This is a genomic window from Paenalcaligenes sp. Me52, assembly GCF_050487965.1.
Classification (GTDB): Bacteria; Pseudomonadota; Gammaproteobacteria; order Burkholderiales; family Burkholderiaceae_B; genus Paenalcaligenes.
This window is the reverse complement of record NZ_JBKQFO010000001.1, coordinates 534,454-548,376: the sequence shown is the minus strand read 5'-3', so window position 1 is coordinate 548,376 and position 13,923 is coordinate 534,454. Positions and strand designations below refer to the sequence as shown.

Sequence of the window (13,923 nt, the reverse complement as noted above, 5' to 3'; positions counted from 1 at the left end):
CTTCTATTTCCCTCGGGAATCTATGCTAGGGACGTCATCATACCGCGCTTTACTATGCGGAAGCAGTGCTGTCCTGAACATTCTTTGCATTTAATGCCCCTCCACATTCCCCTAACAAACGCCGCAACCAGCGATGGCTGGGGGAGTGCTGATGACGCTCATGCCAAAGCTGGTAAAAACGCATGGGGGGGAACTCTACCGGGGCTTCTAAAATAGTTAACGGCAGTAAACGTGCATAATACTCCGCAAAGTGGCGTGAGGTGGTGAAAACCAGATCAGTATTCTGTAACAAATAGGGAGCAACTGAAAAAGATTGCACCATTACGCTTTCCTCTCGGCGCACGCGTAAGGTAGCCAAGGTCGCATCGATCACACCACGTTGATTAATGGCATAGGGCAAAGGCACCACGTGTCTGGCTTTAACGTAGTCATCTAAGCTTAACCCCGCTTTTCTACGCGCTAACGGATGACTATTTGCCATCAAACACACAATTTCGTCCTCTAACAGCATAGATAAGTGCATACGATCGGGTGGCTCTGGCCAGTTACCAATCACGATATCCAACTCACCCTCAGCCAGTGCACGCTCGAAATCCGATTGCGCATCTAAGGTATGCAGGCTCAATCTGGCCTCAGGTGCTTCTCGTCGCAAACACTCTACCACTCGACTCACAAACACCGGGGCCAAGTAATCGGGAGAGCCTATATGAAATTCATTTTTGCTGGTTTTAGGATCGAAGCTCTCTGAGACATTCACCATGCACTCGATTTCAGCCAATGCTCCTTTAGCATGCGCCAATAACGACAATGCACGCTCCGTGGGGACCATCCCGCCTTTTTCGCGCACTAAGAGTGGGTCGCCAATGATGTCTCTCAGCCGTTTTAATGCAGCACTGACAGCGGGTTGAGACTGATTCAGCTTGAATGCTGTACGCGATACGCTGCGCTCAGAAATCAACAAACAAAACACGCGTAACAAATAGGTATCCAGCGGATTATCATCGCGCTTGGTAGCCATTACTGCCTCCTCCTACATATATGACTATCAGCCAGACCACACTACGATCAGTCAAGATAATCGGTGACGTATATATGTTATACGTTTTATTCTATTTCAAACGAAAGCAAAATACTTAAACTGTTATGACGCTATACAATAAAGTCTTATACAGGGATCTACCGCCATGACTGCATACGCCCACCCTGAGCATGCTATCACTCAGTTATCGCACCAATCACAGGCTGAATTCATTGCCAGCTTGGATGGTATTTTCGAGCACTCTCCATGGGTGGCTGAACGCACTTGGGAGAAACGTCCGTTCGCTGATGTAGATGCTTTACATCAAGCCATGTGCGATGTGATGCTCAACGCCCCCAAGTCAGAACAACTCGCATTGATCTTGGCTCACCCGGAATTAGCGGGTAAAGAAGCCGAAGCAGGCACCCTCACCAAAGAATCCACTGGCGAACAACGTGGCGCCGGTTTAGACCAATGCACCGCGGAAGAATTAGTACGCCTACGCAGTCTGAATGCACGATACAAAGAAAAATTTGCCTTCCCCTTCATCGTTGCGGTGAAAGGTATGTCGCGCCACCAAATCATGGACTCAGTGGAAGAGCGTCTGCAAAATAACGAAGAACAAGAGTTTCTGCGCTGCTTGACCGAGATCGGCAAAATTGCCGGCTTCCGATTACACGCCCGCTTTGGCGAAGAATAGCCACTGCGCGCCACTATCCTGCCTTGCTAAAACGCACTGGGCCTGTCACTGTATGTTGCAGGCCCTCGCTTTTGCCCATGCTTAGCTTCATTCTAGGATCACACCATGACCCTTACTTTACGCTTAGAAAAACTGGATCGTGACACATTTGCCCCTTTTGGTGATGTGATTGAGGCCTCTGATAAAGCCCAACACTTTTCCATTAACGAAGGCAACACCGAACGCTATCACGACTTGGCCAACATAGAACCCGGCCCTGACGGCAAAGCCATCGTGTCTATTTTCCGTGGCCAGCCTCGTACCTTGCCGTTTACCGTCACCATGATGGAACGCCACCCTAAAGGTAGCCAAGCCTTTATTCCACTGTCGGGCTTGCCTTATCTAGTCGTCGTGGCCGAAGCTGGTCCTACACCCGAGGTAAAAGACCTGCGCTTATTCCTCGCCCAAGGCAATCAAGGTGTGAACTACGCTACCGGTGTATGGCATCACCCTTTGCTGGGTTTAGATGAGGTCGTAGACTTCTTGGTGATTGACCGTAAAGGTCCTGGTGACAACTGCGATGTCATCACGTTGTCTGAGCCTGCACTGATCGCTGCGCCCTAAGACAGCCATACCCTACGATTACAGAGGCGTGTGCATAGCACACGCTTTTCGTCGTTGAGTCTTCAGCAGCAAACCGTTATCCTGCGTACTTGTGACCTTGATAGGAATCATCATGCCTGCCATTACGATACGCGTGCCTGCTGAGTTAGACACCCAAACCAAGCACGAGCTAGCTCAGGCCTATACGGCCGCCGCCTGCCGTGTATTTGATTGCCCACCCAAGGCGGTGTATGTGCGTATTGAAGAAGTGGCGCCACACAACTGGCTATCAGCCGCTCCTTCAACAACACAATCAGGACAGCCTTAGCGCATAGGCGGTGCTTCACCTTCCCAATAGCCTGGCTGGTTATACACCACGCGTAAATAGTCGATAAACGCACGCACTTTGGCGGGCAAATAACGCTGCTGCTGGTACACCGCCTGTATGTCATAGCTGGGCAAAGAATAGTCATCCAGCACGGTAACTAACTCACCACGCTTAAGCTCAGCTTGGATTTCCCACGTAGACCTCCAGCCAATACCCCAGCCTTGCTTTACCCAACCGTAAAGCAACTCGCCGTCGTTGCAGTCCAAATCACCATCTACGCGTACCGCAAATGGCCTGCCGTCACGCATAAAGGACCAACCACGCTGCTGCCCACCCTGTAAGTTAAACGCCAAGCAGTTATGTCGTGCTAAGTCTTCAGGCACTCTAGGCACGCCATAGCGTTCAAAATACTCAGGCGTGCCACACACGACGCGACGATTCGGGAACAAACGCACCGCCACATAGTTGGGATCCGTTACCTCTCCGATACGCAAGGCCATGTCGTAACCTTCACGCACTAAATCCACCACACTATCCGTGAAGTTGAACGATAGCTTCAGCTCGGGGTAACGCTTGCGGAAATTGATCACGTGTGGCGCCACATGCTGACGACCAAACGCCGCCGGCGCAGACACCACCAAGTGCCCTCGCACCACCGTACGCTGGGCGCTAATACTAGCTTCTGCCGCATCAAAATCTTTAAGCAACTGGCGGCTTTGCTCTAGAAACTGCTCTCCCAAATCGGTAAGCGTCAATCCACGCGTAGAGCGGTGCATCAAGCGCACGCCCAAACGTTTTTCTAGGGCATCCAGCCTGCGTCCCATCACCACTGGCGTTACGCCTTCAATGATAGACGCGGCGGCAAAGCTCCCTTTCTCTGCCACCAAAACAAAACTTCGAATTTCCGTATATCGACTCATTCAATACTCCTAGTATCGGCAGAAGCAATATTATCACCTCTTTTAAGCGATGACAGCCATACCTATCATAACTAAAACTATCGTTTACACATAGAACCAACAAAAGGAGATCACTATGGCCAGAATGCGTGCCGTTGACGCCGCCGCCGCCGTTCTGCGTGCAGAAGGCATCAGTACAGTCTTTGGCGTACCAGGCGCCGCCATCAATCCGTTTTATTCCGCAATGAAGAAAAACGGTGGCTTCGAGCACATTCTGGCTCGACACGTAGAGGGTGCTTCTCACATGGCTGAGGGCTACACACGTGCGGCTCCTGGAAACGTTGGTGTATGTATCGGTACTTCCGGCCCAGCCGGTACCGACATGATTACCGGTTTGTACTCTGCTTCCGCAGACTCCATTCCTATGCTGTGCATTACAGGCCAAGCGCCACGTGCACGTCTGTACAAAGAAGACTTCCAAGCTGTAGATATCGAGTCCATCGCTAAGCCTGTGACCAAATGGGCTGTGACGGTACGTGAGCCAGCGCTGGTACCTTTTGTATTCCAGCAAGCCTTCCACATCATGCGTTCTGGTCGCCCCGGCCCTGTGCTGATCGACTTGCCTATTGATGTGCAGATGGCTGAAATTGAATTCGATATAGACACCTACCAGCCATTAGAGGTGTACAAACCAGCCGCTACACGTGCTCAAGCCGAAAAAGCACTGGAAATGCTGAACAGCTCTGATCGTCCATTAATCGTAGCCGGTGGTGGCATCATCAATGCCAACGCCAGCGACAAACTGCAAGAGTTTGCTGAGCTGACCGGTATTCCTGTTGTGCCTACATTAATGGGCTGGGGCACTATTGCTGATGACCACCCGTTGATGGCTGGCATGGCTGGTTTGCAAACCTCACACCGCTACGGTAACGCTACCGTATTGGCATCTGACTTTGTGATTGGTATTGGTAACCGTTGGGCTAACCGTCACACTGGCTCTGTAGAGGAATACACCAAAGGCCGTCGCTTCATTCACATTGATATTGAACCCACTCAGATTGGCCGCGTATTTGGCCCTGACTTCGGTATTGTGTCTGACGCAGGCGCCGCACTGGAACAACTGTTAGCCGTTGCTAAAGAAATGAAAGCAGCCGGCAAACTCAAAGACCGTTCCGCATGGGCTGGCGAGTGCCAAGAGCGCAAAGCTACCATGCAGCGCAAAACACACTTTGATGCAGTACCTATGAAACCGCAGCGCGTGTACGAAGAGATGAACCACGCTTTCGGCCGTGACACCCGCTACGTCACCACTATTGGTTTGTCGCAAATCGCGGCAGCTCAGTTCTTGCACGTATACGAGCCACGCCACTGGATCAACTGCGGTCAAGCAGGCCCATTGGGTTGGACTATCCCTGCGGCTCTGGGTACGGTTGCTGCCTTGCCAGGCAAAGAAGTAGTGGCCATTTCGGGCGACTACGACTTCCAATTCATGATTGAAGAATTGGCCGTGGGCGCACAATTCGGCCTACCCTATATTCACGTGCTGGTGAATAACGCCTATCTGGGTCTGATCCGCCAAGCACAGCGCGGCTTTGAGATGGACTACTGCGTACAGTTGGCCTTCGATAACATCAACGCCCCCGAAACAGAAGGCTACGGCGTGGATCACGTTGCTGTAGCAGAAGGCTTGGGCGTGAAAGCCATCCGCGTACGCAAACCAGAAGACATTCAACCAGCTTTCGCACAAGCCCGCGCTTGGATGAAAGAGTTCAAAGTACCAGTGGTCATTGAACTGATTCTGGAGCGTGTCACCAATATCGCTATGGGCACCGAGCTGCACAACGTCAACGAATTTGAAGCCTTGGCTGAATCTTCTGCTGACGCTCCCACAGCTATTCTGCCCATTCAATAAATACGTTTTACATCGGAGACCCTCATGCCAAAATTTGCTGCCAACCTGACCATGCTTTTCAACGAAGTGGACTTTCTAGACCGCTTTCAAGCAGCTGCTCAGGCAGGCTTCAACGCCGTGGAATATCTGTTCCCCTACGATTTTGATAAGCAACAGCTGGCAGACTTGTTGAAACAACATGGCTTGACGCAAGTTCTGCATAACCTGCCCGCAGGAAACTGGGCGGCAGGAGAGCGAGGCATTGCCTGCTTGCCGGATCGCGTAAACGAGTTCAAAGAGGGCGTAGCACGTGCCATTGAGTACGCCACTGCGCTGAACTGCAAACAAGTGAACTGCTTGGCTGGCTTAGTACCTGCTGGTCTGGACAAAGCGGTAGCCCACAAAACCTTTGTGGAAAACTTGCGCTACGCCGCCGCAGAACTGAAAGCTGTCAACATCCGTTTGCTGATCGAGCCTATCAACAGCTTTGATATGCCTGGCTTCTTCCTGAACTACACCGCTCAAGCCGCGGCCATTCTGGACGAAGTAGGTTCGGACAACTTGTTCATTCAGTACGACATCTACCACGCACAACGCATGGAAGGTGAACTGGCGAACACCATCAAAGCCCATCAGTCCCGCATTGCCCACATCCAGTTGGCAGACAACCCAGGCCGTAATGAGCCAGGCACAGGCGAGATCAACTACCCGTGGTTGTTCCGCTATCTGGATCAAATTGGCTATGACGGCTGGGTAGGCTGCGAATACAAACCTGCAGGTGTCACCACCGATGGTTTGGGCTGGATCAAAGCACTGACGAACTAAGAACACGTACTACACGAATTTTTAAGGAGAATACTATGGCCAAGATTGGTTTTATTGGTTTGGGCATCATGGGTACACCCATGGCTATCAACCTGATCAAAGGTGGACACGAACTGTATACCTACACTCGTGGCACTACCCCTGACAGCATCCCTGAAGCCGGTGCTACCGTATGCGCTAACGCTACAGAAGTCGCACAGAAAGCAGACATCATCATCACCATGGTGCCAGACACCCCACACGTTGAAGACGTGCTGTTTGGCGAAAATGGTGTTGCCGCTGGTTTGAGCGCAGGCAAAATCGTGGTGGACATGAGTTCCATCTCCCCTGTTGCAACCAAAGACTTTGCCAAACGCATTACTGAGCTGGGCGCTGAATACCTAGACGCGCCAGTGTCTGGTGGTGAGGTAGGTGCTAAAGCCGCATCTTTGACCATCATGGTAGGGGGTAAGCAAGCGACTTTTGACCAGGTCAAACCACTGTTTGAGCTGATGGGTAAAAACATCACTCTGGTAGGTGGTTACGGCGACGGCCAAATCACTAAAGTTGCTAACCAAATCATCGTTGCACTGAACATTGAAGCAGTAGGCGAAGCCTTGTTGCTGGCAGCCAAAGCTGGCGCTAACCCAGCCAAAGTTCGTGAAGCGTTGATGGGTGGTTTCGCTAACTCTCGCGTACTTGAAGTACACGGTGAGCGCATGGTGAAACGTACTTTTGATCCGGGCTTCCGCATTGAACTGCACCAGAAAGACCTGAACTTGGCACTGACTACAGCACGTCAATTGGGCGTGTCATTGCCAAATACTGCGTCGGCACAAGAGCTGTTCAACACCTGCTCGGCTCACGGTGGTAGCGCATGGGATCACTCCGCTATCGTGCGCGCGCTGGAGATCATGGCAAACTACGAAATCGGCCAATAATCCCTTTCGCCGTTTTGAGGAAGGTGGGTGTCATACCCACCTTTTTCATCCGCGCCCAACAGGGATCACGGTCTTTTCTACTTGTCATATACCTAGCACTAACAAAGGAACAAGCCACATGACCACCACACCACGCGAACTTCTACAGAACATGTTTACTGCAGCAGTGCGTGCAGCATTGCCTGAAGCCTGCATTCCCCCTTTCCTCCCTGCCGCCCCAAAAGGCCGCACTGTTGTGATTGGTGCGGGTAAAGCATCAGCAGAAATGGCAAGAGCACTGGAAAAGCATTGGCCCGGTAAGCTAGAAGGCGTTGTGGTCACCCGTTATGGTTATGCTGTTCCATGTGAACATATTCGTATTTTGGAAGCCGCTCACCCGGTTCCCGACGAGGCGGGACTACATGCCGCTAAAACGTTGTTGGAAACCGTGAGCAATCTGACTGAAGACGATCTGGTGATTTGTTTGATCTCGGGTGGTGGTTCATCGTTACTGCCTTTGCCTGGCCCAGGCATTTCGCTGGAAGACAAACAACACATCAACCGTGAGTTGCTGCGCTCTGGCGCCAACATCACCGAAATGAATTGCGTGCGCCGCCACCTATCCCTCATTAAAGGGGGACGCTTGGCTGCTGCATGCCACCCCGCCAAAGTCGTGAATCTGCTGATTTCAGACGTGCCGGGCGATAACCCTATTGATATCGCCTCTGGCCCTACCGTGCCTGACCCCACCACCTGCGAAGAAGCGTTAGAAATCGTACGTCGCTACGGCATCAAACTGCCTGAGGGAGCGCGCCGCTTTCTGGAGTCTGGTGACGGGGAAAGCATCAAAGCAGACGATCCTCGACTGGCACATGTCACTACACACTTGATTGCCACACCACAATTGGCGCTGCAAGCCGCTGCCAAAGTCGCTCAAGACGCTGGCGTAACTCCAGTACTACTGGGTGACAGCATTGAGGGCGAAGCCCGTGATGTAGGCAAAGTCATGGCTGGCATTGCGCTCAGCGTACGTGCGCACAACCAACCGGTAGCTGCTCCTTGCGTTTTGCTGTCTGGCGGTGAAACCACCGTCACGATCAAGGGTACAGGCCGAGGTGGCCGCAATGTGGAGTTCTTACTTTCTACCGCCATCGCATTGAATGGTGCCGAAGAGGTCTATGGCCTTGCCGGCGATACCGATGGCGTTGATGGGCAAGAGGAAATTGCAGGCGCAGTCTGCACCCCTGATACACTAGCACGAGCTTGGAAACTTGGAATACGTCCACGCGATAGTTTGGACAACAACGATGGGCACGGTTTTTTTGAAGCGCTTAGCGATTCTGTGATTACCGGCCCTACCCTGACTAACGTCAACGATTTCCGAGCCATACTAATTCTTTAACTTTTGCTAAGAGAGTATCTGTCCATGAAAACCGTTCAACAACTAACACTGGATGACCTGAAACGTATTGCTCAGGCAGCTGAACAAAAAGCTCAAGAAAACCAGTGGAAAGTCAGTATCGCTATTTGTGATGCTGGTGGTCACCTACTTTGGCTGCAACGCCTTGATGGCGCGCCAGTGATGAGTGCCACCATTGCACCCGATAAAGCCCGCGCCAGTGCGCTGAGTGGCAAACCCACCAAAGCATTGGAAGATATGGTCAACGGCGGTCGTGTTGCTGCTTTGGCTATGCCTATCAAACCTCTAGAAGGTGCCGAGCCCATCATTGTTGATGGCAACGTTATCGGTGCGGTAGGTGTATCCGGCGTAGCGGCGGCTGACGATGCCCGCATCGCTCTTGCAGGCGTAAACGCCCTGTAATTTTCATCAAAGGATCCATCATGAGACGTCAAAGACGTGCACGCATTCTCGCTACACTAGGGCCAGCCAGTTCTACACCGGAAAAAATCCGTGAACTGTTTGAGGCTGGTGCGGATGTTTTCCGCTTAAATTTCAGTCACGGTACCCATGAGGATCACGCAGCTCGACTGCGCATCATCCGTGAACTAGAAATGAACAGCGGTCGCACTATTGGCGTCCTGATGGATCTACAAGGCCCCAAACTCCGTGTTGGTGCCATGGCAGGCGGCAAAGTCATGCTAGAGAAAGGCCAGAAATTCCGCCTTGATCTGGATACTAGCGAGGGCGATAGCACTCGCGCTTGCCTGCCTCACCCCGAAATTTTTGCTGCACTGGAAAACGGCACTGACCTCTTGCTGGACGATGGCAAACTGCGCTTGCGCGTAGACAGCTTCGGCCCTGACTTCGCGGAAACCACCGTTATGGTGGGTGGCGCCTTGTCGGATCGCAAAGGTGTGAACGTTCCCGGTGTGGTTCTGCCTATCTCCCCTCTAACCGAAAAAGACCTTAAAGATCTGGAGTTCGGTTTGTCTTTGGGCGTAGATTGGGTGGCGCTGTCTTTTGTACAGCGCCCTAGCGACATCGAAGAAGCACGCAAACTGATTGGCAACCGTGCTTGGATTATGTCTAAACTGGAAAAGCCTGCGGCACTAGATCACTTGGATGAAATCATTCGCCTAAGCGATGGCGTGATGGTTGCCCGTGGTGACTTGGGCGTAGAAGTACCGCCACAATCCGTACCGGTACTACAACGTAGAATCGTGAAAAAAGCCCGTGCGCATGGCCGCCCTGTAGTGGTTGCTACGCAGATGCTGGAATCCATGATCACATCGCCTGTACCTACGCGTGCTGAAGCCTCCGACGTGGCAACCGCGATTTACTCTGGCGCGGATGCTGTGATGCTGTCTGCTGAGTCTGCTTCCGGTCAATTTCCACAAGCTGCTGTACAAATTATGGACAGCATTATTCAGGAAGTGGAGCACGACCCTGAATGGCGCAAAGGTTTGGATGACAACCACAGCAACCCCGACGAAAACACACCCGATGCGATCTGCTGTGCATTGCGCCGTGTCACGGATATTTTGTCGCCAGCGACGACTATTGCTTACACCACCAGTGGTTTTAGTGCCCTGCGTGCCAGCCGTGAGCGCCCACATGCGGCCATCATGGCTTTGACACCTAGCCTGCACACTGCACGTCGCTTAGCCTTAGCATGGGGCGTGCATCCCGTACCGTTTGAGCACGTATCTGACGTCACGCAAATGGTTCACCACGCCACACGTATCGCTCAACGTTATGAGTTCGCTAAAGTTGGGGATACCGTTGTGATTATTGCCGGCCTACCTTTTGGGCATAGCGGCAGTACCAACTTGCTGCATGTCGCCACGATTACTGAGTAAATCGCTGCAATGAGATTGCAAATGGGGGGCTGAGTCATATCAGCCCCCATTTTTTGCATAAAAAAAAGCCCGAGATCTGTAGATCTCGGGCAAATCCACCAAAGGAGGAGGGTGGAGGAGACAACCGGGGCATGTAGGGCTACTAAGGATTTACCTGAGCCTAGAACGTTAGGGTTATTACTCTTGCGTTCTGTTCTACATCCATTTGTTATTAGTGTATACCCTAGTTTTGTGCATTGCAAGAACAACGCGTATTTTCCACCACTTTGTAGTAAAAATGCGGCAGCGCAACATTTGCCTAAATATAGTACGCCGTACCTGTCATTACCTTAGACATGCAACGCATGGCAAAGCGTATAGGCCCCGGCAATGCCACAGCACCATTTGCCTCAGCACTCATACGATGACCGGCTTCGTCTTTGAGCATCTGCTCCAAAATAGGACGACTGCGGTTATCTTCGGCAGGTAGCTGTTGTAAGTGACTATCCAAATGCTGCTCTACTTGGCGCTCCGTTTCGGCCATGAACCCTAAGTTGTAAGGCGCTCCTGCTTTACTGGCAATGACTCCCAAACCAAACGAGGCCACATACCAAAAGGGATTAAAGATACTGGGCCTACTATTTAGCTCTTTTAAGCGCTCGTCGCACCACACTAAGTGATCCACTTCCTCTACCGCAGCCTCTCGCAACAACTGACGCAGGGATTCTTGCTCACTTAATAGGGCCTGCCCTCTATACAAAGCCTGAGCGCACACTTCCCCTACATGATTGACGCGCATCAATCCTGCTACGTGACGGGTTTGCTGTGCATCTAAGCTTCCATCTTGGTCGGTTTTCTTACCTGCAGGATTAGGGCGTGATGCCTGAGCAGATCGGCTTAATACCGATAAAGCAGCATTCAACTCACCCATCATGTTGTCAAAGAGAGTGTTTTGGCGAATCAATGGCTTATGGGCTGGGCGCGCAGAGTGGTGCGCTACCAACGCCTGCTCTGTATTAACAAGCTTTTCTGTCATATGTTTATCCTTACACGCGTTTAAGCGAATCAGGACAATGTTAACACTGCCCTACTTCGCTACTGGTTATAACCTACGGTTTAGTAACCTCATTTCTAGTGCTACAAAGGCGGCTATACGTGTGACACCATCACGGTACAATAAGCGGTTGGCAACACAGCCAGAAGACTTTCGGAGATTTCACACATGGAATGCACAATCAACTGGGGTGGCCCAGAAGGCATGCTTTTTGTTGCTACTACAGGTAGCGGCCACGTAACCGCCATGGATGGCGCTCCTGAAGGTGGTGGTCACAATCTGGCCCCCAGACCTATGGAAATGCTGTTGGCTGGCACTGGTGGCTGTGCAGCCTATGATGTGGTACTTATCCTTAAGCGTGGTCGTCACGATATTCAAGGCTGCCAAGTCAAACTGGAAGCCGAGCGTGCCGGCACCGATCCTAAAGTGTTCGAACGTATTCACTTCACTTTCATTGTGAGTGGTAAAGGCCTGACTGAAGCGGCTGTAGAGCGCGCGGTAAAGCTGTCTCACGAGAAATACTGCTCGGCATCGGCGATGTTGGCTAAAACAGCCGAGATCACCCACTCCTTTGAGATTCGCGAAGTCTAATCGCCATGGTCACTAATCAATACGAACAACTGATGCGCCATGTGTACGAACATGGCACCGAGAAAGCTGACCGTACAGGCACAGGCACCCGCTCGGTATTTGGCCATCAAATGCGCTTTGACCTACAGCAAGGCTTCCCGATGGTCACCACAAAGAAACTGCACACCCGCAGTATCTTCATTGAACTGCTGTGGTTCTTGCGTGGCGACTCTAACATTGCTTGGCTCAAAGAAAACAACGTCAGCATTTGGGATGAATGGGCAGATGCCGATGGTAATCTGGGCCCCGTGTACGGTGTGCAATGGCGCTCTTGGCCTACCCCAGACGGCGGCCATGTAGATCAGATCAGCCAAGTGGTAGACCAAATTCGCAATAACCCCGACTCCCGTCGCCTAATTGTGTCGGCGTGGAACGTGGCAGAAATCTCTAACATGGCGCTGCCTCCGTGCCATGCTTTTTTCCAGTTCTACGTGGCTGACGGCAAACTATCTTGCCAGCTGTACCAACGCAGCGCCGATATTTTCTTGGGTGTACCGTTCAACATTGCGAGCTACGCTTTGTTGACTCACATGGTGGCTCAACAGTGTGACTTAGACGTAGGTGATTTCATTTGGACTGGCGGCGATTGCCACTTGTACAGCAACCACTACGAGCAAGTAGAGCTGCAACTATCTCGTGAACCCCGCGCCTACCCAAAACTGAATATCAAACGCAAACCCGCGTCGATTTTTGACTATCAATTGGATGACTTCGAAATCGTTGATTACGATCCACATCCACACATTAAGGCACCGGTAGCCGTATGAGTTCTGTACGCCCCCACATCCGCATGGTGGTTGCCTATGCGCGCAACCGCAGCATAGGTATGGATAATCAGTTGCCGTGGCGACTGCCTGCCGATTTGGCACACTTCAAAAAACTCACCTTAGGTCTGCCTATTATCATGGGTAGAAAAACCTGGGAAAGCTTGGGCCGCCCACTACCGGGTCGTCCTAACCTAGTGATTAGCCGTAATGCTACCTACATGGCTGATGGTGCCAGCGTACATGGCAGTCTGGATGCTGCCTTAGCAGCATGCCAAGACACCGAGGACTGCTGCATTATTGGTGGCGAACAGATTTTCACTCAAGGTCTGGACGTTGCCGATGACATCTACGCCACCGAAGTACAAGCAGAAGTACCGGGTGATACCTTCTTCCCCGAGTTAGACCCTGCTGTATGGCAAGAGGTTTCTCGTAGCCCACAGCCAGAAGAAAACGGCTACCGCTACGATTTTGTGCATTACACCCGCAAGCGTTAACACACTCGTTACGCCCTACTTTGTAGCGTGTACCTACGTTAGCTACCGCACGCTGTGCCAAAGCTACTGTCATAAAAAAATCCCTACGTGGCAATAACGCACGTAGGGATTTTTTATTGGTAGTGTGACTAACCGCTGGCTATACCGTTAGCACCACCGGCATTTTGTGTTGAGCCTTCTACTGGCTCAACAAACACAATCGCACAACTTAGTTATCATCTTTCACGGCATCGTACTCATCCGCATTCAGCAGACTCTGCACATCAGCCGCATTTTGTGGGCGCAGTTTAAAGATCCAGCTTTGGTATGGCTCGGTATTCAACAGTTCAGGCTGATCAGACAACGTGGTATTAAATTCCACCACTTCACCCGCTACGGGTGCATAAATATCTGATGCTGCTTTAACCGACTCCACCACACCCGCTGTCTCACCAGCTGACAAGGTTTTACCCGTAGCAAAATCACCCACAAACACCAAATCACCCAACTGCTCTTGGGCATGATCGGTAATACCTACCTGCAATAGGCCGTTGTCTTCCAATACCCATTCGTGGGTAGGCGCATACTTGCGATCTCCAGGCAGATTCATGCTGTTC

General features: G+C 51.6%; 16 protein-coding genes. 12 read left to right on the top strand and 4 right to left on the bottom strand.

Annotated elements, in window-relative coordinates; all coding sequences use genetic code 11:
* Positions 1-52: 52 nt before the first annotated feature.
* Positions 53-1,018 carry a LysR family transcriptional regulator gene (locus tag ACLO87_RS02515; RefSeq protein WP_135862424.1) on the bottom strand — a complete coding sequence of 322 codons (966 nt, stop codon included), beginning with the start codon at positions 1,016-1,018 and terminating at the stop codon, positions 53-55.
* Positions 1,019-1,184: 166 nt separating this feature from the next.
* On the opposite strand from ACLO87_RS02515, the gene uraD reads away from it, so the two are divergent.
* The 3 genes from uraD (at position 1,185) to ACLO87_RS02500 (ending at position 2,628) form a co-directional block, all read left to right on the top strand.
* Positions 1,185-1,718 carry a 2-oxo-4-hydroxy-4-carboxy-5-ureidoimidazoline decarboxylase gene (uraD, locus tag ACLO87_RS02510; RefSeq protein WP_135862426.1) on the top strand — a complete coding sequence of 178 codons (534 nt, stop codon included), beginning with the start codon at positions 1,185-1,187 and terminating at the stop codon, positions 1,716-1,718.
* Positions 1,719-1,823: 105 nt separating this feature from the next.
* On the top strand, positions 1,824-2,321 hold the full coding sequence (locus ACLO87_RS02505; protein WP_430222700.1) for an ureidoglycolate lyase: 498 nt from the start codon (positions 1,824-1,826) through the stop codon (positions 2,319-2,321).
* Between the two features lie 112 nt (positions 2,322-2,433).
* Positions 2,434-2,628 carry a tautomerase family protein gene (locus ACLO87_RS02500; RefSeq protein WP_430222699.1) on the top strand — a complete coding sequence of 65 codons (195 nt, stop codon included), beginning with the start codon at positions 2,434-2,436 and terminating at the stop codon, positions 2,626-2,628.
* Here the strand turns inward: ACLO87_RS02500 and ACLO87_RS02495 are convergent.
* Positions 2,625-3,548, bottom strand: coding sequence for a LysR family transcriptional regulator (locus ACLO87_RS02495; protein WP_135865016.1), 924 nt, complete (start codon positions 3,546-3,548; stop codon positions 2,625-2,627). The genes ACLO87_RS02500 and ACLO87_RS02495 overlap by 4 nt on opposite strands.
* A 115-nt stretch (positions 3,549-3,663) precedes the next feature.
* On the opposite strand from ACLO87_RS02495, the gene gcl reads away from it, so the two are divergent.
* From gcl to pyk, 6 genes are all read left to right on the top strand, one after another.
* Positions 3,664-5,439: a glyoxylate carboligase gene (gcl, locus tag ACLO87_RS02490; RefSeq protein ID WP_430222698.1), complete on the top strand. Its 1,776-nt coding sequence runs from the start codon at positions 3,664-3,666 to the stop codon at positions 5,437-5,439.
* Between the two features lie 24 nt (positions 5,440-5,463).
* Positions 5,464-6,243, top strand: a complete 780-nt coding sequence (gene hyi, locus ACLO87_RS02485) for a hydroxypyruvate isomerase (RefSeq protein WP_430222697.1) — start codon at positions 5,464-5,466, stop codon at positions 6,241-6,243.
* Positions 6,219-7,163: a 2-hydroxy-3-oxopropionate reductase gene (glxR, locus tag ACLO87_RS02480; protein ID WP_430223711.1), complete on the top strand. Its 945-nt coding sequence runs from the start codon at positions 6,219-6,221 to the stop codon at positions 7,161-7,163. The genes hyi and glxR overlap by 25 nt, the downstream gene beginning before the upstream one ends.
* A 118-nt stretch (positions 7,164-7,281) precedes the next feature.
* Complete coding sequence (locus tag ACLO87_RS02475) at positions 7,282-8,544, top strand: glycerate kinase type-2 family protein (protein WP_430222696.1); 1,263 nt, start codon at positions 7,282-7,284, stop codon at positions 8,542-8,544.
* Between the two features lie 24 nt (positions 8,545-8,568).
* Positions 8,569-8,964 carry a GlcG/HbpS family heme-binding protein gene (locus ACLO87_RS02470; protein WP_135865005.1) on the top strand — a complete coding sequence of 132 codons (396 nt, stop codon included), beginning with the start codon at positions 8,569-8,571 and terminating at the stop codon, positions 8,962-8,964.
* Positions 8,965-8,984: 20 nt separating this feature from the next.
* A complete protein-coding gene (gene pyk, locus ACLO87_RS02465) occupies positions 8,985-10,403 on the top strand; it encodes a pyruvate kinase (protein WP_135865003.1) in 1,419 nt (472 codons plus the stop codon).
* Positions 10,404-10,701: 298 nt separating this feature from the next.
* On the opposite strand, the gene coq7 is transcribed toward pyk, so the two are convergent.
* Positions 10,702-11,316, bottom strand: a complete 615-nt coding sequence (gene coq7, locus ACLO87_RS02460) for a 2-polyprenyl-3-methyl-6-methoxy-1,4-benzoquinone monooxygenase (RefSeq protein ID WP_430223710.1) — start codon at positions 11,314-11,316, stop codon at positions 10,702-10,704.
* A gap of 288 nt (positions 11,317-11,604) precedes the next feature.
* On the opposite strand from coq7, the gene ACLO87_RS02455 reads away from it, so the two are divergent.
* From ACLO87_RS02455 to ACLO87_RS02445, 3 genes are read left to right on the top strand one after another with little or no spacing between them, the layout of a single operon-like run.
* Positions 11,605-12,027 (top strand): OsmC family protein, encoded by a 423-nt coding sequence (locus tag ACLO87_RS02455; RefSeq protein ID WP_135864999.1) that lies wholly within the window; start codon positions 11,605-11,607, stop codon positions 12,025-12,027.
* A 5-nt stretch (positions 12,028-12,032) separates the two neighbouring features.
* A complete protein-coding gene (locus tag ACLO87_RS02450; protein ID WP_135864997.1) occupies positions 12,033-12,833 on the top strand; it encodes a thymidylate synthase in 801 nt (266 codons plus the stop codon).
* Positions 12,830-13,327, top strand: coding sequence for a dihydrofolate reductase (locus ACLO87_RS02445; RefSeq protein WP_430222695.1), 498 nt, complete (start codon positions 12,830-12,832; stop codon positions 13,325-13,327). The genes ACLO87_RS02450 and ACLO87_RS02445 overlap by 4 nt, the downstream gene beginning before the upstream one ends.
* 208 nt (positions 13,328-13,535) lie before the next feature.
* Here ACLO87_RS02445 and gcvH read toward each other — a convergent pair whose 3' ends face one another.
* Complete coding sequence (gene gcvH / locus ACLO87_RS02440) at positions 13,536-13,916, bottom strand: glycine cleavage system protein GcvH (RefSeq protein ID WP_430222694.1); 381 nt, start codon at positions 13,914-13,916, stop codon at positions 13,536-13,538.
* Between the last annotated feature and the right edge of the window lie 7 nt (positions 13,917-13,923).

Bases quoted from the DNA above. Each gene is read 5' to 3' on its own strand.
- ACLO87_RS02515 (WP_135862424.1), bottom strand. From the start codon at position 1,018: ATGGCTACCAAGCGCGATGATAATCCGCTGGATACCTATTTGTTACGC.
- uraD (WP_135862426.1), top strand. From the start codon at position 1,185: ATGACTGCATACGCCCACCCTGAGCATGCTATCACTCAGTTATCGCAC.
- ACLO87_RS02505 (WP_430222700.1), top strand. From the start codon at position 1,824: ATGACCCTTACTTTACGCTTAGAAAAACTGGATCGTGACACATTTGCC.
- ACLO87_RS02500 (WP_430222699.1), top strand. From the start codon at position 2,434: ATGCCTGCCATTACGATACGCGTGCCTGCTGAGTTAGACACCCAAACC.
- ACLO87_RS02495 (WP_135865016.1), bottom strand. From the start codon at position 3,548: ATGAGTCGATATACGGAAATTCGAAGTTTTGTTTTGGTGGCAGAGAAA.
- gcl (WP_430222698.1), top strand. From the start codon at position 3,664: ATGGCCAGAATGCGTGCCGTTGACGCCGCCGCCGCCGTTCTGCGTGCA.
- hyi (WP_430222697.1), top strand. From the start codon at position 5,464: ATGCCAAAATTTGCTGCCAACCTGACCATGCTTTTCAACGAAGTGGAC.
- ACLO87_RS02475 (WP_430222696.1), top strand. From the start codon at position 7,282: ATGACCACCACACCACGCGAACTTCTACAGAACATGTTTACTGCAGCA.
- ACLO87_RS02470 (WP_135865005.1), top strand. From the start codon at position 8,569: ATGAAAACCGTTCAACAACTAACACTGGATGACCTGAAACGTATTGCT.
- pyk (WP_135865003.1), top strand. From the start codon at position 8,985: ATGAGACGTCAAAGACGTGCACGCATTCTCGCTACACTAGGGCCAGCC.
- coq7 (WP_430223710.1), bottom strand. From the start codon at position 11,316: ATGATGGGTGAGTTGAATGCTGCTTTATCGGTATTAAGCCGATCTGCT.
- ACLO87_RS02455 (WP_135864999.1), top strand. From the start codon at position 11,605: ATGGAATGCACAATCAACTGGGGTGGCCCAGAAGGCATGCTTTTTGTT.
- ACLO87_RS02450 (WP_135864997.1), top strand. From the start codon at position 12,033: ATGGTCACTAATCAATACGAACAACTGATGCGCCATGTGTACGAACAT.
- ACLO87_RS02445 (WP_430222695.1), top strand. From the start codon at position 12,830: ATGAGTTCTGTACGCCCCCACATCCGCATGGTGGTTGCCTATGCGCGC.
- gcvH (WP_430222694.1), bottom strand. From the start codon at position 13,916: ATGAATCTGCCTGGAGATCGCAAGTATGCGCCTACCCACGAATGGGTA.